The sequence below is a fragment of the Methylocystis sp. WRRC1 genome (genome assembly GCF_020733155.1).
Classification (GTDB): Bacteria; Pseudomonadota; Alphaproteobacteria; order Rhizobiales; family Beijerinckiaceae; genus Methylocystis.
Genome location: NZ_JAJFZJ010000001.1, coordinates 1,072,520 through 1,099,403 on the forward strand (window position 1 = coordinate 1,072,520; position 26,884 = coordinate 1,099,403).

A 26,884-nucleotide genomic window follows, 5' to 3' on the forward strand; every position below is an offset into this window, starting at 1 on the left:
CTATGGAGACATGTCATGGCATTTTCCGTCGCTTCCATCTGCCTGATGACGGTCGCTGACGCCGATCAGATTACCGAGGGCCGCAGAGCCTGGTTGAAACTCAACTGCTATGGTTGCCACGGCAATAACGCGCGCGGAGGAATGGGGCCAAATGTCCAGCGCGCAGATTACTACAGCGTATTGGCGGGAATAAACGGGAGCAGTGTAAGCAGCGGGATGCGGTCGTTCTCCACCCTGGCGAACGCCACAGTGGCCGCCAATATCGCCGCCTATCTGGCGACTATCGGCACTCTCAGGGAGCCAAAATGGTTCGATTGGTGGAGACCACATTAGAGCAAATTCGGTAAATACAAATTCGCCGAATCTACTCCGGCGTGGCTACTTCCATGCGCGCGAGGACAAGTCCGCCGCTGTTGACGCGCTCCGACCCAGGTGCCGCAATTCATGCGCTCGAACGCGGCGCTTCAGCGCTCACGGTCCCGATAGATTTTAGAACGGCCCGTGGTCGAGAAGCGCCAATGCTCCACCACCGAGTTCGCGGGCGACTTTCCCGGATTTTTTCCGGTTCGTCTTCCGCCGCGGCGCCATAGAAAGTAACCAATTACCCCGGCTCCGGCGGGTCATGGACTTGTTCCCCATGCCTCGTGAGCCGGAGGAAGCGGGGCACGCGTAGACAAGCTCGGGAGTCGAAGCTTCCCGAGTTTTCAACATTGGCAAAGACGGCTTTCGTCTTGAGGGATACTGCGTCGGCGATCGCCCCATCGCAATCACTGCCATTTTCGGCAAGCGACGCAATTTCGGCCGCTTTCGCATGTTCCACGACCGTCACGCCTATGGCGCTAGCTCGATGGCGCAACCATCCGCTTCACCATGCCGGTCGCGGAGCCATGAAACAATCCAGCAACAACAGGGAAAAATGATTGGCGGCGGGATTTGTTAAATATACGTGTCTTTATCAGCCACTGCGGCCCGACATCCGGGTTCAGCGGCTGTTGAAGACAGCAAATCCCCGGCAAGATTTCTTGCCAGGAACGCGTCGGGGATTTGCGCGACTTCTTTCCGGGTCGAGGTCGATCGCGGAGCCGGCGGCAAACGCTCCGATCCTGATCCGCGCAACGAGGTGATCTGGAGCCCGACTTCATCCACAACCCACAGGCGAGACACCCCGCTGCGGCGCCTCGACGGAAGTCCGAAACATGCCTGTAAGGTTTGAACGCCTCTCACCCGGACGCGACGCATAGCGCCAATGCGCCCCGGCCGTCTTGGCGATCGCCGCGGAATTTGGCGGCCTCAGAGACATCGGCGGTGACATCGGATCGTGGCGGTTATGCAACAGTCTAAAAATGATGTGCTTTTGCCGCATGGTCTGGAGAGCGCAAGAGTATGAAAAAGGACGCCGCCCATTATAATGGCAGGCAGTCGCTTGAGAGTTCGGCGTTATTATTGGAGCGAATTTGGTCGACGCAGGTCTATCTCGGCTTAACGGTCTCGCCGTTGTCACCTTAGCGTCGATTCTTGCCGGTTGCGGCTTAACGCCGGCGAGCGGCCCAACGCGAGACGCCTTCGTCAAAAGTGTTTATTCGCCCGTGGAGGAAGGCCGGCCGCCTTTCGCATTCGTTGAAATCAACGGACTATCCCTCGCCATACTCGCGCGCCGCGCGCCGCCGACACTGCGCGGGCTTTTCGGCGACTATCGACCGCCTGCCTCGCCGGTCATCGGCGCTGGCGACACAGTAAAGATCACGGTTTGGGAGGCCGCCGGGGGTGGACTTTTCTCGGCCGCTGACGCCGGTTCGATGAATTCCGGCGCGCGCGCCGCCAACATTCCAGACCAGGTGGTGCGCCGCGATGGCTCCGTGAATGTTCCCTATGCCGGTTCGATTCGAATCGCGGGCATGACCTCGCGCCAGGCAGAGGCGGCAATCATCGAACGGCTTCGCGGCAAGGCGATCGAACCACAGGCCCTCGTCACCGTCGCCAACAACCTAAGCAACACCGTAACGGTGACCGGCGAGGTCGCCAACGGCGCGCGCGTGCCGATTTCACAGCGAGGTGAACGGATAATGGACGTCATCGCTGCGGCGGGCGGCTATAATTCGCCCGTCCATGAGACCTATGTCAGCCTGACGCGCGGCGACCGAACGGCGCGGGCGCCTATCCATGCGCTCCTGTCGAATCCCACCGAAGACGTTTACGTGCGGCCGGGCGACATTCTCACGGTCGAGCGAACGCCGCCCAGCTTCACGGTGGCTGGCGCGACGGGCTCCAATTCGGTTCTGACTTTCGACGCGCGCGGGCTCACGCTCGAGGAGGCGATAGGCAAGGCTGGCGGGCTGGAAGACAGTCGCGCCGACCCGGACGGAGTATTCGTGCTGCGTTACGAGCCCGTCAGCCTCGTGCGCGAATTCCCCAATATAGAGCCAAATTTGCTCAAGAAATCCGAGGCGCCCGTCGCCTACCATTTGAACATGCGGGATCCCTCGGCGCTTCTCGCAGCGCGCAAATTCCAGATGCGCGACAAGGATATCCTGTACGTTTCAAATGCGCCGATCGCGGAGATCGCGAAAGTGATGCAGCTCGTATCAATGGCTTCACACCCCGTACAGCAAGGCTTGCTGGCGGGTCGATATCTTCAGCCGACGGGCGATAACGGCGCAGCGCAGGCGGCGGCCAACGCCCGCTTAGTGCGTGCGATCGCCAAAACTCAGGCGGCGGGAGGCGGCCAGGGCGCGGGCGGCGGCGCCGCTGGCCAGTGAGTTCGAGTTGACGAGAACGCCGCGGAAGCGCCAATGTCGCGCCTTGAATCAACGCCGATCGGCTAATGCCCTTGCCCTTCCCTAACTGCCCGATAATTTGCGCCTCCCCGTACGCGCATTCACGTCGGAATGAATTTGCAGTGGGCGCAGGGCGTTTTCAGCGCGATCGTCAGGCGGCGGCGGGCCACGGGCATCAGGGACAACCCGATTGCACAAGCTTCACAATGGCATGAAGCTTATGCTGAACCGCTGTTATACTATTGTTCAACTGAGAGACCAACAGATGACCGTCGATTGCGCGTGAGAGAAGGCGCGAGACCCAGAAACAAGCGAAGAGCTGTGAAGCTCCTCGCACATAGCGCCTTACCCGCAAATGGCGGCCACCTAAGGCGCCAAAAGATCTAAATCTTTTCGAGTCGGACAAAGCCCACGCGCACGATAGGACCCGGCGTGATATCAATGCCCGTTAGGATAGTGGCTGACGCCGCTGCGGTGACTTCCAAGACTTCTCCCGCATTCGTTTTTATCGTTGCCATGCAGGTAGCTGGATTGAACGACACCGTCGTAAAGCTGAGAGAGAACACGTAATTGCCTGCCGCAACGCTCTTTCCGATCCGAGTCATGGTTCCGGCGCCGTTCAGTTTGATTGTGAGGCTGACAGACGACGTATCTTGATCCACGGTAGCTTTTGTCGCTCGATTAATAGTGGGCCCCGCAACCGCGCCGATGAAAGTTCCTAAAGGCGCGACACAAGCAGCTTGAGCCGAACTCCAGAAAAGAAGTGAGCCCAGGACGAAGGGTATTCCTTGCATTTGCGTTCCCCCCGGAAATAGATGTTCACGTGCACAGAGATGGGCAGAGGGAGATGCGTTACCATGCGGCGGATGTCGCCTGTGTTTACTGAAAAGCTAATTCTCACGTTATAGAGAAGATTACCGCGCACTGCTCTTTAGCCCCGTCCACTTCCCTTTATCGTGATTCTGGGGCCCGGCACGGTTAGATGAAAAAACACCCTGCGGCAATCTCGACCACAACCAGAGGCAAAGAAGCGCCCAAATGACCTGCCGCCGGCCTCATGAACACCGAGTTAAGTTACTACCACCTTCTTCTCAAATTAAACCAGGCCGACATGGCCGGTAATCGAAGGCCCGCGGAAGAGGTTGTAGAAACGCTCGACGTAATCGATTACATCAGCGCGAGCGTAATCGCGCGTCCAGTAGACTTGCTTCCCTAGCCGGTCTTCCAGCGGGGCGAAGGCTTTCGATCCCCAAACTGTCCCAAACATTGCCGAATCAGCTCATTGAACAAAGGAATCCCTTATAGGCCATCAACCGCTGGAACTGCTCGGTCATATTCGGCCGTCCCGCTCGGATTGATGCAGCAACGTCTCCGGCTTGGCGCCACGTCAGATCGCCAATATCAAGGCATCGCTGACGAGCCGCACGGTCATATCGGCTTTCATCGACTAACCGGCCAATCGTCGCGAGATCAGGCGATGCTAGCGACCACGTACAGCCAGCCTTCCCCCTTTCCATATCTCTGTGAAATCGGCCATCGACTTCAGGTTCGGCGTCTCCGCGGTAAATTGATAGTCGAGCAGATTCGGCGTGTCCGCGAGGCCTTGCTCCATTAACAGCCAAACCGCCGCGATCTTTAATCCCCGGTTGAATATCAGTCTCGTCAAAACCAATCTCCAGCCTCACAAAGCACCGTTCCTCGGCGTCCACGAAACCCGGGGTTTCTAATCAGCATTTGGCGATATCTATTAGCGGAAAGCTCGAACCACAATTTATGGCGCCGACGCCGATGCCGACTTAAATGCAATTTACAAGCGCATATAGCACTACGCCCCGATGACACCCGCCCGAACGCCGCGGTCACGCCTGCACGCAAACCGGCTCAAAAGAGCGTGACAGTCTCCCACTCCTGCCCATGAAGGCCCCGAATGCAACTATCGGTTTCTACTTATGGCGCACAAGCGCCAGAGGATTTAGTTTACATTCTTATTAGCTTGACAGCTGGAGGGTGCAATGGATCGAATGGCTAGATTGAGGAATGCCGCAAGAGCACTATTGCTGGTTTCTGTCGGAGCTGGAATCCCCGTTTCCGAAGCGCAAGCGGGCAGCGCGTTGTTCCGTCAGTCCGCCGACTTCTTCAAAACTAATGGGACCCAATTCAACACAGCCCTGACCGCGGGCATAGCGGGGTCGGATGGCGCGCTCTTCTACCGCAAGAACATCGCCGTTGGCATTGGCCAGGGCAACGCGATGTTCGTCACCGTCTATGGCAATGGAAGCGCCGTCGGCGGAGCGAGCCTGTGGCTAAGCTGCCGAATCGATGGCGTTGCTTGCCGACCATCCTTAAAGGGAACGCTCGCCGCAAGCGACGGTTCGCCAGTCAACTGGGTCACCATGTTGCATGTGCCTGCCGCAGCGGGAACCACCAATTGCAACAATAGCGGCGGCGGCGGCGGCGATTGTCACAATAACGTCTTTAGTTACCAATGGTGCATGCCTATTCAGAAGCTGCTTCCCGGAACCTTCACGATTGACCTCAAATTCGCGACGAGCATTGCAGGTCAGCGCGTGTCAATTGGCAAGGGTGAAGTTACAGTCGACACGGTGCAACTTACCGGGCCGCAATCCTGCCTCTCGAGGGCGGTCCAGTAAAGCGGACGCGTATGTCCTCGCGCGGCCCGGCGCTGGTCGGTATGTTGCGAGTGGCGCACCCAATTACAAATTGACCAAGCAACTGCGTTCCGCAGGACTGGCCCGGCCTTGCGCCGGGTCCTTTTCGTCCCGCCAGCAACCATGCCGAAATCTCTCACCATAAGCGACGCCGCTATATAATTACCTATAATCGCTCACCCCATTCATCACGACAGCCAATTGCCGTCGTCTGCGCTCGCCGAGCATGCGTCGCATCGTCAGGATCATATCCGGCGATGTGTCGATTGCCAACATGCTACAAACAACACACCGAGTTCCGTCTCATAGTTTGTATTTTTTAATTAGCTCAGATAATAACCTTACGAATGCCACATGCAGTGCTCATATTGGGAATGCAACAAACCGGCGCCTGTGCAGTGTCCGGTATCTTTGCGAGTCTGGGAGCCAAATGGTCGGCTACGCTCACGCAGTCGGACGAAGGCAACAAAGAAGGTTACTTCGAACCACCTCCTTTCATGACGTTCAACGATCGTCAGCTATCGATGTCTGTCAATAGTGGGTACGATTGGCGAACGATTGAAGCGCCAATCCTCGACTCGCCCCCGGATCCGCTTCTACCGAGCGTGAAGCGACGCCTTGTAAGTAAATACGCAAATGTAGCGATGGTCACATTCAAGGAACCGCGAATATGTCGACTGTCAGACTCGTGGCATGTAGCATTTCTGGTCATGGGCCTCGCGGCGACCACAATCATCACATTCTCCCCAGCCTTTGAGTTGGCGCAGTCATTTCGGACTAGACACGGTCTGACGATCCAACAGTGCGCTCTGAGTTGGTTAGGCAATGTCGTAGAAGTCGAGCTTGAAACCCACCAAATGCCTCGGTCATTCGTATTAATCGACACGGCGTCCGCTCTCGTGGTGCGCGGGCTGAAAGCACTCGAGGCGACGAAAGCTATGCTGCGATCGCAGACTTATCTACTCGCTCGGCTCCATGAGTCGTCCGACGCCATACAGGTAACCGATAATGTAAGACATGCGCGCCAAAGCCCGAGGCTCCGGAGATGCGCTTGAGCGACTGCGCCGGGCAGACATGACGTCGGAATGATCCGCGTCGCAATCATATTTGCAGGCGACCCACATGCAGCTGAATAAGTTTTGCGTTGACATGGAAACAACTGAAAGCAGGCCAGCTCTGGCCCTATGTCTGACATCGCCGAAACCGTTCATCTCCCAATCGATGCGGTTTGGTATCGAATGGCAAATTCCGACATCGCGCCGGACGATGCGACTATTTTGCATTACATCCGGGAAGGACACCGGCAGCTGAGATCGCCGCATCCGCTTTTCTCGACAGAGTATTACCTGCGCATCCACGCTGCCTTGCAGGGGACCATTAGGGACCCGCTCGTCCATTTCGTCACCGGAGGCTGGAGGGACGGTTTCAATCCGTATCCCCTCTTCGACGATGAGTTCTATTTGTCGCAACTTCCGGCGCTCGACGGACTCGATCCGCTGACTCATTACGTCGCCAACGGCTGGCGACAAGACCTAAGCGCGAATCCATCCTTCGATCCGGGTGATTATGTCCAACATTGTGAAGAACCGCGAAACGCCGATGTTGAACCACTCGCTCATTTCCTGACAAACCGCGTTCAGCGAAGGCTCCGCGGATCATGGAACGGCGAGTTCAGATTGGCGCGACTTGAATTCGATCGGTTTCAGTTACTTGAATCCGAATTCGACAATATCGGACCACCTGACGGAGACGACGCCGCCGTGCCAATTACCCATACCGAATCAGGATCGAACCCCTGCAAATCGAAGGCCCTTCAATCGCACGTCCCACGCCCCAACGTGCTCGCGCCGCAAGAAAATCAGGTCGCCGCGCCGAATACGCAAACGGAAACGCCGAACAACCAAAGCCCGGTAGAATGCGATGGTTCCTTTGACGAGGAATTGTATCGGTTGTGCAATCCGGACGGTGCGCAAGCAATCGAACGGGGCGCCGTTCAAAGTGGTTGGGCGCACTGGCTTTCCAGTGGAAAGGCTGAGGGGCGGGATGAGACCCCGACGATATGCAAGGATAATCTCTACGGTATTACACCCGTTCGCAGCAATCCTGATTACGATGTCGTGACTCGAAATTTCGACGCCGTCGAATATTCCTTGATCTACGACGACATCGCCAGGGCATTGGGTTTCGATCAGGAAAGATGCCGGCAACATTGGATCGCCGCCGGGCGCCACGAAGGCCGGTACGGTCCCGGCGTTCGCTTGTTCGCGGAGCGCGAAGCATCCCTATAAAAAGTTCTGCAAAGGCCCTTCGGCATAAATATCTATGGTCCCTTCGCCGCGATCAGCGGTTTGGGAGCCGCCGCACGAAACCTGCTCGCCGCTATCCGAAAAAGCGGCGTTCCCTACGACCTGCATGCTTTCGATGTATCTCGGGGCGTTCCTCGCATTACTCGCTCCGAGAGGGAGAGATCTGGAAAATACCGGATCAATCTCATTCTGGCCAACGCAGATCAGATCGAGAATCTGGTTCGGATGTATCCACCGAGATATTTCGATAACTATTACAACATCACGCAATGGGCATGGGAGCTGGCCGCCTTTCGACCAGATTGGTACGCCTGCTTCGGCGCAGTGGATGAAGTGTGGGCATATAGCTCCTTCGTCGTCGAGTCGATTTCGGCCATCGCGCCCGTTCCAGTCGTCAAGGTCCCGATTCCGATCTTAATGCCGCCGATTTCAGCGACTTCGCGCGATGACGCACGAAGGCGGTTTGCAATCCCGCGCGACAAATTCGTTTTTCTCACGGTTTTCGATGTCGGCAGCACATCGGCGCGTAAGAACCCCCGATCCGTGATCAACGCCTTTCGCGCGGCCTTTTCGCAGGTCGAGGAGGCTTTTCTCGTGGTCAAGCTTCACTCGCCGGGTTATGTCGAGCGCGATCTTCTACGCGACCTACGCAAGGAATTGTCGAACATCCCCAATGCGGCGCTAATCGCTGCACGCCTATCCGAACAGGAAATGGAAATGCTCCGCGCGGCGTCTGACTGTCTCGTTTCGGCCCACAGGAGCGAGGGCTACGGTCTTAACATCGCAGAATTCATCGCGCTCGGCAAAGCGGTGGTGGCGACGAACTATTCCGGCAACACGGAGTTCTTCTCCGAATCTACTGGCTATGCGGTGGACTATAGCCTCGCAGAAATCGAGAAACAGGCCGGTCCTTACCTGCCGGGATATGTATGGGCGGAACCGAATTTCGATTCGCTCGTCGAACAGATGAAGCTCGCTTTCGCAGAACACGGTCGATCGACGCGCTGCGAGACGGGGGTGATGCGCGCCATGGAATTTTCGCCGCAGGCGATCGGTCAGCTCATCCGGGCGCGCCTTGTGGAGCTCGAGCTCGACGCCGATGGCGATGGGATACCACCGAAATTTGCGCGCTATCTCGGCGCCTCTCGCGACGTGGGGGCGCCGGCGGTCTGCCGACGAATATCGTATGAAACACGCGATGAACTTGCGAAGCTGAAATATCGCCCGCGACTCTCGGTCGTCGTGCCGGTCTACAATGTGCCGCCGTCATATCTTCGTCAGTGCATCGACTCGGTCCGCTCGCAAAATTACCCATTCTGGGAACTGTGCCTTTGCGACGACGGTTCCACGAACCCCGAAACGATTGAGGCGCTAGAGTCCTTCCGCGGCAGCGACCCCCGGATAAGAATTCGACGGCTCGCCGTTAACAAGGGCATCTCCGACGCCTCCAACGCGGCCGCTGAAATCGCGACAGGCCAGTTTCTTATTTTGCTCGACAACGACGACGTCATCCTGCCAGACGCGCTGATGGAGGTCGCGCGGGCGTTGAACAAAGACCCATTTCTCGATTGCATCTACACGGACGAAGAGAAGATTGATGAAAATGGTAATCTAATCGACCACTTCCTTAAGCCCGACTGGTCTCCGGAACATCTGGAGTCCGTCATGTATGTGCTCCACATGCTCGTGGTTCGCAAGCGCCTCTTCTTCGAACTCGGGGGCTTCCGTTCGGACTATGACGGCGCCCAGGACTATGACCTGATGTTGAGGATTTCCCGCGAGACGGAACGAATCCATCACATTCAGAAGGTAGTTTATCAATGGCGTGCGATACCGGGCTCTGCAGCCGCGGTTGTCGACGCGAAACCTTATGCGCTGGAATCGGGACTCAGAGCGCTGACCGAACACGCCCGGATCAAATACGGAACACGCGCCCGTGTCGAAAAGGGTCTCTTGCCGGGCACTTTCCGCCTGCGTCGCCCTTTGCGGCCGGACGTGGCCGTAACGCTGCTTATTCTTACCAACAATGGCGAAGTCGATCTGCCAGGACGTGGGCGTATTCGGCTAATAGACAACTTCGTGGATTCGATTCTCGCGCATACTTCCTATCCCGAATACGAGATCGTAGTGGTCGACAACTCCCGCCTTTCGATAGAACAGCGTGAGCGCTTTGAGAGCCTCGGCGTGCGCGTCGAAAATTTCACCGGATCGGTCGTTCCGTTCAACTATTCCGCCAAGGCGAATTTCTCCGTTCGATGCGCAAGAACCGAGCACATTGTCATACTGAACGATGACATGGAGGTGAAGGACGACGGATGGCTGACGGCTTTGATGGAGCTTGCAGAGGATGAAAATATCGGCGGCGTTGGCGCAAAACTGTTGCATGCCGATGGAACCATCCAGCATGTCGGCATGGTTCTCGGCGTGAACAGCGGAGCGGCGCACCCCTATCACGGCTTCCCGGGCGATTTCGTCGGTTACAATGGATTCACCCATCTCATACGAAACTATTCGGCTGTCACTGGCGCCTGTTTCGCGACCCGCAAGAGCGTCATCGCGTTGGCGGGCGGCTTCGACGAGAAACTGGCGGTAGACTTCAACGATACAGACCTGTGCCTGCGGATTCTGGAATGCGGCTACCGCATCGCCTATACGCCTTATGCTTTGCTATACCATTTCGAAAGCGTATCGGCGACGCGTGAATCGCAAAATCCTGCCGAGGTGGAGCTGTTTGCAAGCAGATGGCGGAAATACATTGATAACGATCCTTATTATAATATCGACCTCTCGAAGAAACGGATCGATTATGCGCTTCGGACCGACGGTTGACGTCGCCTTCGGTAGTGGGAAAACAGGCTTTCTGGCGTGATGAGGAAATGCGCCAGGGACCGGCCCAGGCGGGCACTCCGATAGGGTCTTAGGCTCTATCGGAACCCCTTGCACCTCACAGAGAGCTGGCGTTTCACCTTTTCGTTGCAACGAGTGTGTTTCCGCAAGAGAATTCGGAAATCATCGCGTCTGGTAGTCCGGTCAGGAGTGATTGCCAGAACGGACTCGCGGGCGATTGGGACGCAAATTGCTCAAGCGTCATGGATCGCAGGGTCGAGCTCTTTTCTGCAGGCAAGTCATGCAGGAACTTACCTACGACCCATTGCATGGTGAAGGCTGGCGTCTGATTCCCTTCAGTTCTGCAATATTCAACCTCGAACCCATCGGAAAACATCAACTCAAGCCCCTGCCGCGTCGCATTGAAATAGTGCGATGGATATCCATGAACTGGCTGCAGAAACGGCCAATCGATGAAAACCTTGCCCCCAGGCTTCAGCATCCGACGCATTTCCTCGACAACCTTCCAGGGACTGGTCACGTGCTCCAGCACCGCAAAACAACCTATTCCGTCAAGCGATCCGGATTTGATCGGATAAAGACAGTCCGCTTCGACGAGCATGTCAGCGGTCATCGACGGATAGACCTCAATGTAAAGACAGTTGTCGAAAACCTCGTCACGAAAGCCCGCTCCGATGTCAGCATAGAGACCGGTCGGGTTTGACGTAATCTCCGCCGCAAAGGGACCGTATACAGGATGCGCTGATTCAGAAGCGTATTCGCTGAGGCTAAAGTGCTTGTTACCAAAACAGATCGGGAATGAGGATTGCTCGTCGATGAAGCTGTATTCACGGCTCTTATCGATCACGCTCGAGAAGCGACCATACTTTTCGCGGTTCAGGCGGCTGCGGTTTTCGAGGAAGAAACGCGTGACCTGGCGCCTGCCCTCCTTGTGGCCCCATTCACGAAAGTGAGCGGTCGCGTTGCCGCCACGCGCCAGATGGCCAGAAAGATCCGGATTTGCGAGGACGTAACCCTTTTCGAAAAAATTATCGAACGTCGAAGGCTCGGTAATGATCATTCAGCCCTCCGTCGGGCAAGATCGGACGTCGGCCGGCAGTTATTGAGATTGCCGATGAGAGTGTGAGTTCTCGATCCCGATTGAATAACGGTCATGGACTCTCCTGAATTTGATAGTTGACACGGCATTAAGCTATTTCTATCGGTTGAGTTACGATACAACCTTCGTCTAGGAATGTCGATAATGCGATAGGGACACGAGTTGGCGAATGCGTCACTTTCGAAATTGATAATATCGATTGTAACGCTATAGGAAACGGGTGGAGATCAGATCTATGCATGGCATACCGTTACCGCCTGAGCAGCTGCGTGAACGCGTTGCTGGCGCCAAAGACGCACAGAGTTTTCAGGAATCAGGCTCGGCCACTCTCGACGAGTGGACAAGGGCCCTCGACAGCATCGGAAGGGAGTTTGGGGACTTCGAAACAATCGTCGACTTTGGTTGCGGTTGCGGCAGGGCGCTGCGGCACCTCCAGGCAAGAATCAAATCCACTTCGCAGACGCTCATCGGCCTAGACCCCGACGCTGAGGCCATCGATTGGCTGAACAGTAATTTTTCCAATATCAGGGGCTATACGCTGAACGCCATGCCGCCATCGCCGCTCGCTGCGGGCAGCGCAGATCTCATTGTCTCGCATAGCGTGTTCACACATCTACCGGAAGATGTGCAATATGCTTGGCTCGCCGAATTGCATCGCATCCTGAAACCGGGGGCCATCGCCATAACGACAATTCACGGCGACCACGCATTCTCAGTATTTGAGGGCGACCTGGTCCGCGGCGGCCAGAACGAATTACGAAATAATCTTTCCAACGTCATGGAAAGATCGGGATTTCTTTATATTAAGGGACGCACGGCTGCGGAGACGCCGTTGCCGGACTATTACGGAGCGACCTTCCACGACATCAGCTATATCAAACGAAATTGGTCGAAGTATTTTTCAATTCTTGCCTGGTTTCCGAAATTTGCATTGAATCTTCAGGACACTCTGGTGCTACAGCGCCGGTAATGTTCGTTCAAGCATTGATAATAGTTCGCGGTGACGCCGGTCGGCGGGCAATTTATTTGGCTCCCTCGGAGAAGTGATAGGCTCAGAAACTTCCTCTTACGCGATTGATCCCATTTGCATGCGCAAATTTTTGCCGAGCCGATGACGCATCACATATCGTTATCGAACCTGTTTGCTACCATCTCGAAAAAAATTGACAGAACGATCTGGTAAACATATCGAATGACAACGGCACCGCAATTTACAGGCGAACATGATGCTGACCAGCGTTGAAAGCAAGCTCGACCTCGACGCCTATTTCCAGGAACAGATGACGAGGCCAAAACGGTACGGGGGTCAACTGTCGCCGCCATTCCAGAAGGCGCTTGAAGATTATCACGCCGGGATCACGGAGGAAGATTGCGATTTCTATCATACGATAGATCTCGGAGATGGCCGCCTCCGCACTGGGGCGTGGGATCTACGTGGCCATGAGGAGGTTTATCTCGGATGCTGTGACGTCACTGGAAAACGTGTGATCGAGGCCGGTCCAGCGAGTGGTTTTCTCTCGGCCTACATGGCCTCGAAAGGCGCTGATTTGGTCGTTTTTGATCTGCCTTTCGGCGGCGGTCCCGAACTGGTTCCGTTCGCCGAGGCGAACATGGGGGAATTGGCGGCGAGCGGAAGGCAATCGATGAAGCGGTTGCGCAACAGCTGGTGGTATACGAAACGGAAACTCGGGTTCCAAGCCTGCGCAATTTATGGCGATATTTACGATCCACCGAAGGATATCGGACGCTTCGACATTTCGGTGTTTGGCGCGATCCTGCTCCACCTGTCGAATCCTTTTCGCGCCCTGCAGGCGTTGAGCGCGATGACGAATGACACTTTGATCGTGACGGATGTATGGAACGCCTTTTCGACCGAGACAGGCGCGGGCGCCAACAGCCTTCGCAAAGCGCATATGATTTTTGCGCCGAGCGCGCTCCCGAGCGGCATCGTTCACTGGTGGGGACTTTCTCCCGAGGCCATTTGTCATATGCTGGAGAGACTCGGGTTCCCGAATACGACCGTCACGAAGCACGTCCCAAAAAACATGCCCTCTGCGCCGTCGATGTTCACTGTGGTCGCCCGTCGGGCCGCTCGCTAGAGCGGCGTTGTGTCATTGTGATTAGCGGAGCTTGCGGTGGATAGACGGATGCCCCACAAAATCTTCTTCATGCACATTGCGAAGACCGCGGGCTCATACATCAATCATTTATTCGAGAATTCCCTCGGGCCAGACAAGGTTATTGTTCATGGGGAAGTGAAAATCAGGAACAGGGAGAATTTTGGCCGACTGGTAGAAAGCGGCGTAGAGTTTTTTTCTGGCCATATTTATCATCGGCTCTGGCTCGAGTTCGCCAAAGATACGCCAGACCAATTCAAGATGATCACGGTTCTGCGCGATCCCATCGAACATCTCGCTTCGCACATATTGTGGCTAGATCACTATAACTTACCCGAAAAAAGGGCGGGATATATGGGACTGAGTGAACCGGCGCGCCGTATCGTCGATCTCATAGGCCAGATTGATCTGGGGAGTCCGAGCGACCTTGATCATTTCGTCACGCATCTGTCGCCGGCAGCTGTCAAGCTGCTGGATAATTGCCAGTCGCGTTATTTCCTGTGTGGTCCGGGTAGCGCCGTCGCAGATCACGAACCTATCACACTAAGGCACTGCTCGGCAATTCTCTCAGCGGCGGGAAACTTCGACGTTATTCTCTTGCAGAACGACCTTGACGCTGGAATCGCTACGATGAATCAACTCCTCGGAATCAATGTCGCGCCACGGTCGGAACGCATCAACGAGGCAAAATCAGCGAGGCGAATCGACACGAGTAACCCTCTCATCCGGTCGATCCTTTCTAAACGCGTGACCGTCGATAGCTGGCTCTGGCGTCATGTCACGAGCGCCAAAAAGGCAGACAAGGAAAAGTTTCGGCAGCCCGAAGCGGGCGTAAGCTGAAGGGATGCGGGCGTCGGCGGTGGACAGTAGAATAACGTCCTCTATCTGGCATTGACAGCAGCGTCTCCACTGTTCTCGCGCTGGAATTGATCTCGATCGGCTTTCTACAGCCATTACGACGACGCCTTGGACGTTATAGTGATCGTTTTCGTCGATCTCGAAGTATCCGAAGTCGGCCGACTTCCTGCAACGGCCAATATTGGACGCTGCCACGGATCGAAATAGACTTTTTTGGACACAAGATAGGTCCCGGCAATTCCATTGCCGAGAGGTTCGCTAATTATATTTTGCTCTCGTCTATATTGGACTTCTGTATGACGCGATCCTCAGAACCGCCGCAGTAGTATATTGGATTGCGCCCTCTCACGCCACAGCCGAAAGCCTCCGAAAAGGAAACTCTTCAGCCCGAAGGCGTAGACGCTGCAATTTCCTCATTTGACATGGCCAAGTTAGTTCGCCGCCTGACGCATCGTTAGATGTTTCACGTTATTCACAAAAATTTTTTAATCCGTTCACCTGACGAAATCTCATTCCCATGACAGTCAAAATAGAGCATTTTCAATGTAATTGACGCGCTCGCTCGCACACGCGCTGCGATCCGCAGCCGCAAAAGTTTATCCTGTGATTCAATAATTGCGCGGCGCCGTCCTAATTGGTATCTGCTTTCGCGTGTCAGACGTCACCGCTTCTATTCATAGAGACGCGACCATTTTCTTTTTGTTTGCCCGCACAGGTAAACTCGTGCGTTGTGCGTCGTATGGATCGATGTTCCATTTACGCCTGCTTTCTATCCATTTGGCCCAGCGAAAAAGAGGAATTATGCGAATTAGCGAGCGATATAGATGGCAAGGCTTAGCAGAAGTGAGGAGGGAGGCGTAAAATGCGACCCGGATATAGGATAATGCGAACGCTTATTGTTTTTAGGCCCGCCCTTCTTGAAACTCTTATCGGCAATGAAACACTGGTGGTCTGCGGCTCCCCTCGTGGAATGACCTCTGCGGCGGCCTTTTCATTGTTTGAGCTAGGCTATTTCATTGGAAATCGGCTGGGCGCAAAGAATTTCGAGGATCAGGATTTCCTGCTCGAAATTCCACCGCGGAAAACGGGGCACGCAGTGAATCTGTCCGATCGAGAGTCATTTCTTTCGCTGCTTAAGGAACGCAACCTTGCTCATTCTCGATGGGGTTTTAAATTACCTCACGCCACCGCATATGTGGATCAGCTTAGCGCTCTTCTTCGTAATCCCGTCTTTGTCGTGTGCGTGCGTAACCCCGCTGCGGTCGCGCGATCGGTTGTCGCCCGCGAACCGAAGATGTCATTTACATTGCCGGAGCTCCTTGAGATTGGCCTGCGCCCCCTGCAGGCGATCAATCTCCTGCTCGACGATGGCAACTGTCCCCTGATCATTCTCGATATGGACGAAATTCGACGCGCCCCCGGCCTATTTCTGAAAGAATTGTCGACGGTCCTGAAGCTGTCAGGGGATCTCACTCGGGTGAAAGAGCAACTTTCTATGCCTGGCTACAAGCCTGGTTCGCCCCGCCCGGGAGTTGAGTTCATCGACCAATAAGAAGCAGGGTGTTTTTGCAGTCGGGCCTTCGCTCCGGATCACCAATAGAATTTGGTTCGAGCGCTCATTTCGGTTAGCGCATAAGCTCAATTGATGACAACGCTCCCGTTTGCCCTCTCCTGAACGTCTCTGTGCCGCAATATTCGCGCCGCGGCGAGCCCGGCGTGCGGCGGGAATGACGGTTTTGTAGCGCGATCCGTCATCCTGGGGGTGTCGGGACACGTCGCCATGCGCTAATGTGTTTCGCGAAGAGGGGGCAACTTGACTGTCGAGGTCATGCGGCGATCGAATCTGCTTAGTTCAATTGCACAACTGTTTCTCGCGGCGCTCGCTTGTTTGGCGCCGGCAATCGTTGCCGCGCAGACGCCCGCGCAACCTTCCGCACGGGATGTCGCCATGGTCGACGCCGTAACGTGGGGTGTAAACGGCTCGAGCATCGACTCTTACATGGCGTTGGGGCCGCAACGCTGGCTGCAGGCGCAATTGCGCCCATCTGGGGAGTTGAATCTTCCAGTCGCGGCGCAGAAGCAGATCGACGCATTGCGCGTGACGCATGAGTCGCCCTTCGGCATGGCGACGGAAATCGCCAATCGCCTGAGCGCCGCGAAGGAGATCGCCGACCCGGACCAGAGAGCCGCCGCGCAGCTCGCCGTCCAGCGGGAAATGAACGATATCGCGCGGCAGGCGGCGACCCGCACGATCCTTCGGGCGCTTTATGCGCCCGACCAGTTGCGCGAGCGCATGACGTGGTTCTGGTTCAACCACTTCAATGTTCATCAAAACAAGGCGAATGTGCGCGTGCTCGTCGCAGACTACGAGGACCGGGCGATCCGGGCCAATGCGCTGGGACGCTTTCGCGATCTGCTCGAAGCCACGCTTCGCCATCCGGCGATGCTTCGCTATCTCGACAACGCCGACAACGCGGCCAGTCGAATCAATGAGAACTACGCCCGCGAGATCATGGAGCTGCACACGATGGGCGTGGGCTCCGGATATACCCAGAAGGACGTAGAGGAACTTGCCCGCATACTGACCGGCGTCGGCGTTGATCCGCGGCCGGTCGATCCGAAGCTCCGGCCAGACCTTCAGCTCCAGCTCGTTCGCGACGGGCTTTTCGAGTTCAATCCTGCGCGCCACGACTATGGCGACAAGGTTTTCCTGGGGCGCGTCATCAAAGGCCGCGGCTTAGCCGAAGTCGAACAGGCGCTGGACATGCTCGCCGCCCAGCCGGCCACGGCCCGCCATGTCTCGCGGCGGATCGCGATCTATTTCGTGGCGGACGATCCACCCACGGCGCTCGTAGAGCGGATGGCCGATCGTTTCACGAAAACACAGGGCGACATCGCCAGCGTGCTGGAGACGATGTTCCGCTCCCCGGAGTTCGCAGCATCGCTCGGAACGCGATTCAAGGATCCGATGCGCTATGTGGTTTCGGCGGTCCGTCTCGCCTATGACGGCAAGGTTATTCTCAATACCGGACCCATCCAGAATTGGCTGAACCGGCTCGGCGAAGGCCTTTATGGCCACCAGACGCCCGACGGCTATCCCCTGTCGTCTTCTGCCTGGAACGGTCCCGGGCAAATGATGGCTCGCTTCGAGATTGCACGGCAGATCGGTTCGGGCGCCGCTGGCCTTTTCAAGCCGCCGGAGGCTGACGCCGTCGCGACGCCGGCTTTTCCTCTTTTGCAGAATGCGCTCTACTTCAGCGCGCTGGGCCGGATGTTGCGCCCGCCCACGGCGACGGCGCTCGATTTGGCGATGTCCGCGCAGGAATGGAACACGCTGTTCCTGTCCTCCCCGGAATTCATGAATCTGAGGCCTCTCGCGGAAGGAGGATCCCATGCGCCTTCATCGCCGTGACGTCATCAAAGGGCTAGCGGCGCTCGGCCCCGCAACGGCGACTGGCAGGGTGTGGGCGGCTCCCAAAGCCGACGGCCGCTTGCTGATCGTGTTTCTGCGGGGCGCTTATGACGCCGCCAATATCGTGATTCCGGTCAGCAGCAGTTTTTATTACGCCGCACGGCCGACGCTGGCGATTCCCAGGCCGGATCCCGCATCTGGGACAAACTCGCCAGCGACAGCGCCCGCTTCGCTCAATTCCGCCCTCCCACTCGACAGCGACTGGGGCCTTCATCCCGCGTTGCGCCAGACGATTTTTCCGCTTTACGCCAAGGCGCAGGTCGCATTCGTGCCTTTCGCGGGAACGGACGATGTGACGCGCAGCCATTTCGAGACGCAGGACACAATCGAGCTGGGACAGAATATCGACGGAGAAAGAAATTTTCGCTCCGGATTCATGGCGCGTCTCGCCGCCGCGCTGACAGGCGTCCGGCCGATCGCCTTCACCGATCAGGCGCCGCTGATCTTCCAGGGAGGCGAAGCCATCCCCAACATCGCCATCAACATGGTGGGCAAGTCGGCGATAGACGAACGGCAGGCGCAGCTGATCACATCAATGTATGACGGTCTGCCCGTTGCGACCTCTGTGCGCGAAGGCTTTCGCGTGCGCGACGGGGTCTATAATGCGCTCTCGGATCACATGATGGACGCTAGCCGCGGGGCTGTCTCACCGAAGGGATTCGAACTTTCCGCGCGCCGTATCGGACGCCTGATGCGCGAGCAGTTCAACCTCGCCTTCGTTGAAGTGGGCGGCTGGGACACGCATGTCAACCAGGGCGGCGCAACAGGTTATCTCGCCGATCGAATAGCAGAGCTGGGCCGGGGGCTCACCGGATTCATGGAGGAGATTGGACCGGGCTGGAGCGACACCGTTGTCGTCGTCATCTCCGAATTCGGCCGCACGTTCCGCGAAAATGGAAATCGCGGCACGGATCATGGCCACGGCAGCGTTTACTGGGTGCTTGGCGGAGGCATCAAGGGCGGCCGCATTGCTGGAGAGCAGACGCCAGTCGACGAAGCCCATCTGTTCCAGAATCGTGACTATCCGGTGCTGACGGATTATCGGGCCTTGTTGGGCGGGCTGCTGGCGCGCATGTATGGCTTCGATCGCGCTTCTCTCGAGAAGATTTTTCCAGCGACACGCCCCGCAGATATAAACTTGCTGTAAGCTTCGGCATCGTCCGATGATCGACGAGGCCGCTCGATGCGCCTCAGTCGACGACTGTGGCCTTAACAAGTACTTCCTTACCATTTCCGCCCGCTAAAATTGCGGCGTTCACGAATTCCGGCTCAGCTTGTTTTGGTCATCGTAGGTCGCCTGAGTATCGCATCAAGCCACCGCCAGACCTGTGGCTCCGCGCACAAACCCTGATCCATCGTAGTTGACTCATCGGTTTCAAATTGCGCCCACTCCTCATTGCACTAGCGCCATTGTCTACATTCTGATAAAAATAGACTATCCCGAACCGAGGCCATAAATTATGTTAAAGCCCAGGATTCTGAAACTGTTGCCTGATTTTGGGAAGCGCTCCAAAAGCTTAAAGAGATGCTTTGATACAGACTATTACACACATGCATACCCCGACGTCGGAGAGGCAAAGATAGATCCTTTGCAGCATTATTTGACGGCAGGATGGCGAGAGGGCAGGAACCCCAATTTGAATTTCAATACGATCTGGTACCTGCACGCCTACCAGGATGTCGCGCGCCAGAATCAAAATCCGCTCGTTGATTATGTGAACGGCGGTCAGGCCAGCGGACGATTGAGTTCGCCCCCGGTCGACGAGAGCTCATGGATGACTAAAGCCGCCGAAAATGAATTTCTGCCTGCCTCCGCGCGCGAATTCATCGCATGTTATGACATGATAAAAAAATCGGCGCTGTTCGACGAGACGTTTTACACGACATGCTACCCAGATGCGCAAGGCGATCCTCTGGAACATTTCATCCGAAATGGCTGGCGTCTAGGTTATCATCCCAGCCCAAACTTCGACATGCGGAAATATCTGCAGTCGTATGAAGATGTGAGAGCGTCAGGACAGAATCCCCTTATTCATTATCTGAAATCAGGCAGGCGCGAAGGACGCAGGATTGAGCCTTTGCCTGAATCGGAAACCTGGAGATTACACGCTGGCGCACGCGCGCATCAGGGCGCCCCACTCTACGCGACTCTCTTCGAGAAACAGATTTCGGCGACTCTACTCGATGAAAGCGGTCTGTTCGACGCCGAATGGTATTTGAACAGATATCTCGACGTCAGAGGCGCCGGCATGGATCCGCGGGGCCATTTCATTTCATCGGGCAGCGCCGAGTTTCGAAGCCCCGGTCCCGGATTCGACGCTGAATGGTATTGCAGGCGATATGAAGATGTGCTCGACGAAGGATATGAGCCTCTAGTACACTATGTAAAATTCGGCAGAGCGGAAGGACGTGACGCCATACCGCCGGCGCCTGACTACACCTATACTTATGCGCTGAGCGACGCCGGCCCGATTCCGGACGTCGTTCCGGCGCGGCGGCCGATCAATGAGCACGATTTCGCGCTGGAAGTTCCATTTCACTATGCTCCGGACATAAACATGAACAAGCCTTTAGCGGCAATCGTTCATGCGTTTTACCCCGACCTACTCGAGCACATTCTCGGATATCTGGAAAATATTCCATGCGCTGTCGATCTGTACATTTCCACAGATTCGGTCGAAAAGGCGAACACAATACGCAAGATCGTAAGAAATTGGCGCAAGGGCTCGACTGACGTCCGGATAACGGAGAACAGGGGGCGGGATATAGCTCCCATGATTGTCGGATTTCGTGATGTATTTGCAAAGCACGACATGTTTTTGCACGTTCACACGAAGCGGTCCCCCCATGCGGGGAACCTGCTGCATGAATGGAGAGACTACTTACTAGATACGCTATTTGGAACCGAGGACATCGCCCGGTCAGCCCTATCGCTGTTCAACGATCCAAAAATTGGCGTCGTTTTTCCCCAGCACTTTTTCGAAGTGCGGCGCATGCTGAACTGGGGTTTTGACTATGACTTGGCAAGGAACCTTCTCGCGCGCGTCGGCGTCCAGCTCAACAAGGATCTTGTGCTGGAATTTCCGTCAGGCTCCATGTTCTGGGGCCGGACGGACGCCATTCGTCCCTTGCTCGACCTGGATCTCCAGTTTTCCGATTTTCCTGAAGAGGCGGGCCAGATCGATGGCACTCTCGCCCATGCAATCGAGCGGACGTTGCTGATGGTCGCAGAGTCCAAGGGATATGAATGGCTCAAGGTCGCCAGGCGAGATCTCTATCCCTTGCCGGACACAGTTCTGAAGGTAACGGAGCCTGCCGACCTATTGAGACATCGACTTCGCGTATTTCAGCCCTGTCTCGCCCGCGCAGATGCGGCGCAATGCTATGAGCGTTTCGGCATGCCGGAGACGCGCTCGATCCTGTCCTATCCGTCGCGAAACAACAGGCCGCGGATAAATTTGTTGATCCCTTCCATCAACCCCGGGGACGCTTACGGTGGATTATCGACGGCGATCAGGATTTTCGAAGAAATATCATCGAGCCTGGCGGGGGCCTTCGATCGTCGAATCATCGTTACGGACAGCCATATTTCCAGCGAAGCGCTGAGCAGATTCAGCGATTATGCGCAGACAATGTATTTTCAGTCGGAGGACGACGGCGTCGCTGAAATCGTCGGCGCCGGCGCGCGGCGGAACGGGCGGCTCAATCTGCGCGCCAATGACATATTCATCGCGACCGCATGGTGGACGGCACGTCATGCAATTGATCTCCTGCGCGATCAGGAACTGTTTTTTCAAAAGAAGCTACCCTTCATATATCTTCTCCAGGACGACGAGCCCTACTTTTACGGTTGGAGCACGAAGTGGGCGCTCGCTGAATCTACTTACCGCCACGGACCGGATACGATAGCCATTATCAATTCCGAGGAGTTGTATCTTGAAATCATCGGTAAATATGATTTCCTGCATAGTTTTTGTTATCCCTATGCAATAAACGGCACAATATCCAAATGCCTCGCGCCCGAGTCTCGGGAACGACTCATTCTCGTCTATGCGCGGCCTCACGCCCTCAGAAACGCCTTCGAATTGATTTGCGAGGCGCTCAAGCAGTGGCAGCAGCATGACCCGGTATCTGCGCGAGCTTGGGAAATCATCTGTCTTGGCGAGGAATTCGACAAGGCTCTCACCGAGCCCGTGCAAAATATTTCGGTGAAGGGAAAGGTCAGTCTCGATACCTACGCCGATTACCTGAATAGGAGCCTCGTCGGAATTTCCTTGATGCTGTCGCCTCACCCGAGCTATCCGCCGCTCGAAATGGCGGAAGCAGGCCTGGTGACGATCACGAACAGATACAACGCGAAAGATCTTTCGCAGCGGTTCGATGACATTATTTCCCTCGATCGGGTCGACGCCAGGACTCTCGCCGAGGCCATTAAACAGGCTGTCGCCAAGGCCGAAGGGCTGGTCGGCAAGAGGACGGGTCGGAGAAAGCCGAAAAGCCTGCGCCTCGACGCGCCCATAAAATACTATGCAAGTTCAAAGGTCGCCGAAATGCTGAAAGAACTGGTCGGAACCGCCATTCATCGGACGACTGGATCTGGAGGGCCCAGACGTCGCTTTTGGCTTTAAGCCAAAAGCGACCGTCTCGAAACGTTATGAAATTGTTCTGAGCCGGATTGGATATCTCGTCGACGAACGAGAGTGGTCTCGAAAGACGCCAATGTTGGCGGCGCGAGCGGGCGCCGCGCGCGGTATCGATCTCGCCGCATTGGCTTTAGCCTGCTGCGCCATCATGGTCGGGTCGGCGGGCAACAGAACAATGAGGCGCGCGATGACACCGTTCTTCGCCTTATGCGTTTCTTTCGCCGCCGACCCGGGACTCCGCTTGCATTACGACCGCGCCATCAGTTCCAGCGCAAGGCCGTAAATGCGCATACGTGCGGGTTCAGGAAGGGTGCGCAGAACCTCCAGATATGTCTGCCCCGCGCCACACATTTTCGCGTCCTCGAGCGGCGGATTCGGCATCTTGCCGTCGAGCAGCGCGTCGATCTCGACCTTGTCCAGACCGCGGTCGGCGAGCGCCGTCTCCAGCAGTTTGAAGTCGGCTTCCGTCGGCTGCTCGCGGTCGATTTTCTTCGCCTGTCCATTGACCATCGCCTCCAGACCGGCGAGCGCCATATCGGTGACGAGCGCGCGGCGCGTGGACGCGAAATGCTGGAAGTCGAGATTGGTCGCGCCGTAAAGAAATGCGACGCACATTTTCTTGTCTTCCTGCGCCACCGCCTGCAGCACTTCGAGCTGCCGCGCGAAGACATTGGACATCTGCTCCGGCTCGGCCTTGGCGGCCAGAACGCCGCGCGACTGACGCAGGCGCCGAACCGCCTCGGAGAGGTAATAGTCGACGCTTTGCTCCTGCTTCGTCTCCGACAACCGCGTCGAAAATTCATTGAGCGCAGCCTCGTAGTCGCTTGTGAAGGTCTCGCGCATACGCGCGAAATAGCGGGCATAGTCCGGCGTGGCCGCAATCAGGGTCTCGATCGCCTGCCGCGCGGCGCCCTTGTCGAGCGCCGGCGGACTCATGATCGACGACAGCACTCCCGCGCCGTTCGGCTTCGAGGGGCCGAAAGCCATCATCATGAGGCCGACGCCGAGACAGACCGCCACGATTGCGGCGGTCAGGAGAGCCAATATTCTTTCGAGCAGCATCATTTGCCTTTGGCGTCGGCTGAAGAGACGCCGGAATTTAAGCAATGCCGGGCGTCGTGAAAAGCGTCCCCGTTGCGCCGGGCGCCTGTTTCGCCGAGAAGTCGCGCCAGCCGCCGGGTTTCGGCGCGATGCGCGACGAGCAGCGCGATGTGCCGATTGAGGTCGTAGCTCCAATGCCCCTTGCGGGCCCACTCGACGCGCATGGCGCGCTCGATCTCGCGGAGCACCTCGCGAGCGGCCTCCGGCGTCTCAGACAGAATGGTTTCGATCGACAGACGATGAAAGCGCGCAAGCGCCTCTCTTCGGTCATATCCCGCGAGACCGGCGGTCAGTGCGGAATCGACCGCGCCGCCGGCGGCGGCTTTCAGGCGATCGAAGGCGCGGATCTTGGCGCGGGCGGTGGTGCGATGCAGGGTGTCGAACATGGTTTCTCCTCCAGCACGCCAAGAATGAACTCCTTTTTCTGACTGGGGATAAGTTTTATTACCTCTTGAATAGGATTTTTTTCCGACGTAAGCTCGGCGCATCGATCTTGGCTGGAGTTTTTCCCGATGGCTTCCGCAATTTCAGTTTCCGTCCACTGTCCCGGCGCCATAGCCGGCTTGAGCGCCGCCACAGCCGCCGCCGTCGTCGGCGTGCCGGCCGCAATGCTCGCCGCTCCCACCCGAAGCCGCCCGACGGTGGCGCGGGCGCGCCAGCTCGCCGTCTATCTTCATCATTTCGCGCTGGGCGCGAGCGTTTCGGCCTGCGCCCGCCTCTTTGCGCGCGACCGCGCCACCGTGCGCAACGCCCTGGCGCGCATCGAGACCATGCGCGACGATCCGCGCTTCGATCATTGCGCCGCGCGACTGCAGGCCGCCATCGCGGCCCAACGGGACATGATTTTGGCGCTCATCGCCGAAGGAGCCGCGCAATGACGAAGAATTCACGCAAGAAATCACATGTCGACGACGCCGCGGCCCGCGCCCTGCGCCGTCTTCTGGAAGCGCTGAGCGAGGCGGGCGCCCGCGCGGCGGCAAGCGATCTGGAGGACGACACGATTGTCGTGCTCGCGGCAAGGAATGGCGTGACGGTCGTGCGCGCCCGGTTGCCGGCCTCGACCGGCGCCGCCGCCATCGCGGAGGGACTCGTGGAATGGGAGCGCGAGGGGGCGACGCGTCGCCTGCGCATCACCGGGGCAGGACGCGCCCATTTGCGCCGTCTGGAGGCGCCAGCCGACTCGACGGCGGAACCTTTCCGCGCCCAGCACAGCCTCTATGTCGCGCGACCATTGGAGAAAGGCGCGCGGCCGACGCTTGTCAACGAGGCCGAAAGCCCACTCGCCTGGCTCGCGCGGCGCAAGGGCCGCGATGGTCGGCCTTTTCTCCAGCCCGCGCAGGTCGAGGCCGGCGAGCGCTTCCGTCGCGATGTGGAGCAGGCGCAGATCCTTCAGCGCGTCACCGCCAATTGGGAGGCCTCGATCGCCTCATCCCGCCGCGGCTCCGACGCCGGCGTAGCTGTGACGGAGATCGCCATCGACGCCCGAAAGCGTCTCTCCCGCGCCTGTGACGCCGTGGGGCCGGAGCTCGCCGGACTGCTCACCGACGTCTGCGGCTATCTAAAGGGGCTCGAGCTGGTGGAGAGCGAACGCGGCTGGCCGGCGCGCTCGGGCAAGGTGGTGCTGCGCATCGCGCTGGACCGGCTCGCCCGGCACTATGGGATCGCCAGCGAGGCGACAGGGCCGGCGCGGGCGCGCGGCGTCCTGCATTGGGGAGCGGAGGATTACCGGCCGGCTCTGTGAATCGCCCTGCCCTTCCCCTCTCCCGCGTCGGCGGGGGAGGGACAGGCGGGGGTCAAGCCCCCAGCGCGTCGCGCGCCTCTTTCTTGATCCGCTCCACCATTGAGCGCAGGCCGTTGGCGCGCTGCGGCGTCAGATGCTCGGCGAGGCCAAGCTCCCTGAAGAGCGGCATGGCGTCGGTGTCGACGATCTCCTGCGCCCCGCGCCCGGAATAAAGCGCTAGCACGAGCGCCACGAGCCCGCGCACGATATGGGCGTCGCTGTCCCCGCGAAAGGTCAGGATCGGCGCGCCGGCGGCGTCCTGCCCGCGCGTCGTCTCCAGCCACACCTGGCTTGCGCAGCCGCGCACCTTGTTTTCGTCGGTGTAGGCGTCCTTGGGCAGCGGCTCCAGCGTGCGACCCAGTTCGATCAGATAGCGGTAGCGGTCCTCCCACTCTTCGAGCAGCTCGAAATTGCCGATGATTTCGTCGATGGCCATAGCTTCGCTTCCCTTGCGTCGCCCCATTCTAATCCAAACGCGTGCCGCGTTGCGATATATCCGCGCGAAGCGACAGACCGGCCAGAGCGCGCCCTTTCCTTGGGGTTGTGGAGGCCTTAAGTTTGCGCTCGTTGGACCTTTGCCCGGCGCGCCCTTCGCGCAGGCCTATATATGGAGATGCATATGAGCCTCATGACCCGCTGGCGCGCCCTCGCCGTCGCGATCGTCGCCGGACTTTCGCTCTCGGGCTGCGGCTACAACACCATTCCCACGCTGGAAGAGAACGCCAAGGCGAAATGGTCGGACGTGCAGTCGCAATATCAGCGCCGCGCCGATCTCATTCCCAATCTCGTCGCTACCGTGCAGGGATACGCCAAGCAGGAAAAGGACGTGCTCACCTCCGTCGTCGAGGCGCGCGCCAAGGCGACCTCGGTGAAGGTCGACGCCTCGACGCTGACCGACCCCGAGAAAATGAAACAGTTTCAGGAGGCTCAGGCGCAGCTCACCGGCGCGCTCGGGCGGCTGATGGTGATCAGCGAAGCCTATCCCGACCTCAAGTCGAACCAGAACTTCCTCGCGCTGCAATCGCAACTCGAGGGCACCGAGAACCGCATAAATGTCGCGCGGCGCGATTACATAGAGGCGGTGCGGGAGTTCAACACGTCGCTGCGCACCTTCCCGACGCTTCTGTGGGCCAAGACTTTCTTCTCCGGCACGAAACCCATGGCGGAGTTCACCGCCAATGAAGCCGCGCAGACAGCGCCGCAAGTGAGGTTCTAGCG

22 protein-coding genes are annotated in these 26,884 nt (G+C 57.5%); 15 read left to right on the forward strand and 7 right to left on the reverse strand.

Annotated features, from left to right (window positions below; translation table 11 throughout):
* Positions 1 to 15: 15 nt before the first annotated feature.
* On the forward strand, positions 16 to 333 hold the full coding sequence (locus LG047_RS05340) for a hypothetical protein (RefSeq protein ID WP_227965828.1): 318 nt from the start codon (positions 16 to 18) through the stop codon (positions 331 to 333).
* A 1,253-nt stretch (positions 334 to 1,586) separates the two neighbouring features.
* On the forward strand, positions 1,587 to 2,756 hold the full coding sequence (locus tag LG047_RS05345; protein ID WP_227965829.1) for a polysaccharide biosynthesis/export family protein: 1,170 nt from the start codon (positions 1,587 to 1,589) through the stop codon (positions 2,754 to 2,756).
* Between the two features lie 401 nt (positions 2,757 to 3,157).
* On the opposite strand, the gene LG047_RS05350 is transcribed toward LG047_RS05345, so the two are convergent.
* The 3 genes from LG047_RS05350 to LG047_RS05360 form a co-directional block, all read right to left on the reverse strand.
* Complete coding sequence (locus LG047_RS05350) at positions 3,158 to 3,568, reverse strand: hypothetical protein (RefSeq protein ID WP_227965830.1); 411 nt, start codon at positions 3,566 to 3,568, stop codon at positions 3,158 to 3,160.
* Positions 3,569 to 3,870: 302 nt separating this feature from the next.
* Positions 3,871 to 4,041: a hypothetical protein gene (locus LG047_RS05355; protein WP_227965831.1), complete on the reverse strand. Its 171-nt coding sequence runs from the start codon at positions 4,039 to 4,041 to the stop codon at positions 3,871 to 3,873.
* A 213-nt stretch (positions 4,042 to 4,254) separates the two neighbouring features.
* Complete coding sequence (locus LG047_RS05360) at positions 4,255 to 4,440, reverse strand: hypothetical protein (protein WP_227965832.1); 186 nt, start codon at positions 4,438 to 4,440, stop codon at positions 4,255 to 4,257.
* A gap of 346 nt (positions 4,441 to 4,786) precedes the next feature.
* Between LG047_RS05360 and LG047_RS05365 the strand changes: the two genes are divergently transcribed.
* From LG047_RS05365 to LG047_RS05375, 3 genes are all read left to right on the forward strand, one after another.
* Positions 4,787 to 5,425, forward strand: a complete 639-nt coding sequence (locus tag LG047_RS05365) for a hypothetical protein (protein WP_227965833.1) — start codon at positions 4,787 to 4,789, stop codon at positions 5,423 to 5,425.
* 1,202 nt (positions 5,426 to 6,627) lie between these two features.
* Positions 6,628 to 7,731, forward strand: a complete 1,104-nt coding sequence (locus tag LG047_RS05370; protein ID WP_227965834.1) for a hypothetical protein — start codon at positions 6,628 to 6,630, stop codon at positions 7,729 to 7,731.
* Between the two features lie 243 nt (positions 7,732 to 7,974).
* Positions 7,975 to 10,578 carry a glycosyltransferase gene (locus tag LG047_RS05375; protein ID WP_227965835.1) on the forward strand — a complete coding sequence of 868 codons (2,604 nt, stop codon included), beginning with the start codon at positions 7,975 to 7,977 and terminating at the stop codon, positions 10,576 to 10,578.
* Between the two features lie 133 nt (positions 10,579 to 10,711).
* On the opposite strand, the gene LG047_RS05380 is transcribed toward LG047_RS05375, so the two are convergent.
* A complete protein-coding gene (locus LG047_RS05380) occupies positions 10,712 to 11,656 on the reverse strand; it encodes a methyltransferase domain-containing protein (RefSeq protein ID WP_227965836.1) in 945 nt (314 codons plus the stop codon).
* A 274-nt stretch (positions 11,657 to 11,930) separates the two neighbouring features.
* Here LG047_RS05380 and LG047_RS05385 point away from each other — a divergent pair, with 274 nt between their 5' ends.
* The 7 genes from LG047_RS05385 to LG047_RS05415 all read left to right on the forward strand — a co-directional run bounded on the left by LG047_RS05385 (position 11,931) and on the right by LG047_RS05415 (position 22,770).
* Positions 11,931 to 12,665: a class I SAM-dependent methyltransferase gene (locus tag LG047_RS05385; RefSeq protein ID WP_227965837.1), complete on the forward strand. Its 735-nt coding sequence runs from the start codon at positions 11,931 to 11,933 to the stop codon at positions 12,663 to 12,665.
* Positions 12,666 to 12,918: 253 nt separating this feature from the next.
* A complete protein-coding gene (locus LG047_RS05390) occupies positions 12,919 to 13,794 on the forward strand; it encodes a bifunctional 2-polyprenyl-6-hydroxyphenol methylase/3-demethylubiquinol 3-O-methyltransferase UbiG (protein ID WP_227965838.1) in 876 nt (291 codons plus the stop codon).
* Positions 13,795 to 13,842: 48 nt separating this feature from the next.
* A complete protein-coding gene (locus LG047_RS05395) occupies positions 13,843 to 14,652 on the forward strand; it encodes a hypothetical protein (protein WP_227965839.1) in 810 nt (269 codons plus the stop codon).
* Between the two features lie 901 nt (positions 14,653 to 15,553).
* Positions 15,554 to 16,222 carry a hypothetical protein gene (locus LG047_RS05400; RefSeq protein ID WP_227965840.1) on the forward strand — a complete coding sequence of 223 codons (669 nt, stop codon included), beginning with the start codon at positions 15,554 to 15,556 and terminating at the stop codon, positions 16,220 to 16,222.
* 276 nt (positions 16,223 to 16,498) lie between these two features.
* The gene (locus LG047_RS05405; protein WP_370635067.1) at positions 16,499 to 18,082 is read left to right on the forward strand and encodes a DUF1800 domain-containing protein; all 1,584 of its coding nucleotides are present in this window, start codon (positions 16,499 to 16,501) and stop codon (positions 18,080 to 18,082) included.
* On the forward strand, positions 18,063 to 19,289 hold the full coding sequence (locus tag LG047_RS05410; protein WP_227965842.1) for a DUF1501 domain-containing protein: 1,227 nt from the start codon (positions 18,063 to 18,065) through the stop codon (positions 19,287 to 19,289). The genes LG047_RS05405 and LG047_RS05410 overlap by 20 nt, the downstream gene beginning before the upstream one ends.
* A gap of 490 nt (positions 19,290 to 19,779) precedes the next feature.
* The gene (locus tag LG047_RS05415) at positions 19,780 to 22,770 is read left to right on the forward strand and encodes a rhamnan synthesis F family protein (protein WP_227965843.1); all 2,991 of its coding nucleotides are present in this window, start codon (positions 19,780 to 19,782) and stop codon (positions 22,768 to 22,770) included.
* 261 nt (positions 22,771 to 23,031) lie between these two features.
* Here LG047_RS05415 and LG047_RS05420 read toward each other — a convergent pair whose 3' ends face one another.
* Entirely contained in the window at positions 23,032 to 23,850 is an 819-nt protein-coding gene (locus tag LG047_RS05420; protein ID WP_227965844.1) for a hypothetical protein, read from the reverse strand.
* Positions 23,847 to 24,272, reverse strand: coding sequence for a DUF6477 family protein (locus tag LG047_RS05425; protein WP_227965845.1), 426 nt, complete (start codon positions 24,270 to 24,272; stop codon positions 23,847 to 23,849). Before LG047_RS05425 ends, LG047_RS05420 begins: the two co-directional genes overlap by 4 nt.
* A gap of 126 nt (positions 24,273 to 24,398) precedes the next feature.
* Between LG047_RS05425 and LG047_RS05430 the strand changes: the two genes are divergently transcribed.
* Together LG047_RS05430 and LG047_RS05435 are read left to right on the forward strand one after the other, a co-directional pair.
* The gene (locus tag LG047_RS05430) at positions 24,399 to 24,764 is read left to right on the forward strand and encodes a helix-turn-helix domain-containing protein (protein WP_227965846.1); all 366 of its coding nucleotides are present in this window, start codon (positions 24,399 to 24,401) and stop codon (positions 24,762 to 24,764) included.
* Positions 24,761 to 25,627: a DUF6456 domain-containing protein gene (locus LG047_RS05435; RefSeq protein ID WP_227965847.1), complete on the forward strand. Its 867-nt coding sequence runs from the start codon at positions 24,761 to 24,763 to the stop codon at positions 25,625 to 25,627. Before LG047_RS05430 ends, LG047_RS05435 begins: the two co-directional genes overlap by 4 nt.
* 52 nt (positions 25,628 to 25,679) lie before the next feature.
* Here LG047_RS05435 and LG047_RS05440 read toward each other — a convergent pair whose 3' ends face one another.
* Positions 25,680 to 26,102, reverse strand: coding sequence for a SufE family protein (locus LG047_RS05440; RefSeq protein ID WP_227965848.1), 423 nt, complete (start codon positions 26,100 to 26,102; stop codon positions 25,680 to 25,682).
* 183 nt (positions 26,103 to 26,285) lie between these two features.
* On the opposite strand from LG047_RS05440, the gene LG047_RS05445 reads away from it, so the two are divergent.
* The gene (locus tag LG047_RS05445; protein WP_227965849.1) at positions 26,286 to 26,882 is read left to right on the forward strand and encodes a LemA family protein; all 597 of its coding nucleotides are present in this window, start codon (positions 26,286 to 26,288) and stop codon (positions 26,880 to 26,882) included.
* The last annotated feature ends 2 nt before the right edge of the window (positions 26,883 to 26,884 follow it).

Bases quoted from the DNA above. Each gene is read 5' to 3' on its own strand.
- LG047_RS05340 (WP_227965828.1), top strand. From the start codon at position 16: ATGGCATTTTCCGTCGCTTCCATCTGCCTGATGACGGTCGCTGACGCC.
- LG047_RS05350 (WP_227965830.1), bottom strand. From the start codon at position 3,568: ATGCAAGGAATACCCTTCGTCCTGGGCTCACTTCTTTTCTGGAGTTCG.
- LG047_RS05355 (WP_227965831.1), bottom strand. From the start codon at position 4,041: ATGTTTGGGACAGTTTGGGGATCGAAAGCCTTCGCCCCGCTGGAAGAC.
- LG047_RS05365 (WP_227965833.1), top strand. From the start codon at position 4,787: ATGGATCGAATGGCTAGATTGAGGAATGCCGCAAGAGCACTATTGCTG.
- LG047_RS05370 (WP_227965834.1), top strand. From the start codon at position 6,628: ATGTCTGACATCGCCGAAACCGTTCATCTCCCAATCGATGCGGTTTGG.
- LG047_RS05375 (WP_227965835.1), top strand. From the start codon at position 7,975: ATGTATCCACCGAGATATTTCGATAACTATTACAACATCACGCAATGG.
- LG047_RS05380 (WP_227965836.1), bottom strand. From the start codon at position 11,656: ATGATCATTACCGAGCCTTCGACGTTCGATAATTTTTTCGAAAAGGGT.
- LG047_RS05385 (WP_227965837.1), top strand. From the start codon at position 11,931: ATGCATGGCATACCGTTACCGCCTGAGCAGCTGCGTGAACGCGTTGCT.
- LG047_RS05390 (WP_227965838.1), top strand. From the start codon at position 12,919: ATGATGCTGACCAGCGTTGAAAGCAAGCTCGACCTCGACGCCTATTTC.
- LG047_RS05395 (WP_227965839.1), top strand. From the start codon at position 13,843: ATGCCCCACAAAATCTTCTTCATGCACATTGCGAAGACCGCGGGCTCA.
- LG047_RS05400 (WP_227965840.1), top strand. From the start codon at position 15,554: ATGCGAACGCTTATTGTTTTTAGGCCCGCCCTTCTTGAAACTCTTATC.
- LG047_RS05405 (WP_370635067.1), top strand. From the start codon at position 16,499: ATGCGGCGATCGAATCTGCTTAGTTCAATTGCACAACTGTTTCTCGCG.
- LG047_RS05410 (WP_227965842.1), top strand. From the start codon at position 18,063: ATGCGCCTTCATCGCCGTGACGTCATCAAAGGGCTAGCGGCGCTCGGC.
- LG047_RS05420 (WP_227965844.1), bottom strand. From the start codon at position 23,850: ATGATGCTGCTCGAAAGAATATTGGCTCTCCTGACCGCCGCAATCGTG.
- LG047_RS05425 (WP_227965845.1), bottom strand. From the start codon at position 24,272: ATGTTCGACACCCTGCATCGCACCACCGCCCGCGCCAAGATCCGCGCC.
- LG047_RS05430 (WP_227965846.1), top strand. From the start codon at position 24,399: ATGGCTTCCGCAATTTCAGTTTCCGTCCACTGTCCCGGCGCCATAGCC.
- LG047_RS05435 (WP_227965847.1), top strand. From the start codon at position 24,761: ATGACGAAGAATTCACGCAAGAAATCACATGTCGACGACGCCGCGGCC.
- LG047_RS05440 (WP_227965848.1), bottom strand. From the start codon at position 26,102: ATGGCCATCGACGAAATCATCGGCAATTTCGAGCTGCTCGAAGAGTGG.
- LG047_RS05445 (WP_227965849.1), top strand. From the start codon at position 26,286: ATGAGCCTCATGACCCGCTGGCGCGCCCTCGCCGTCGCGATCGTCGCC.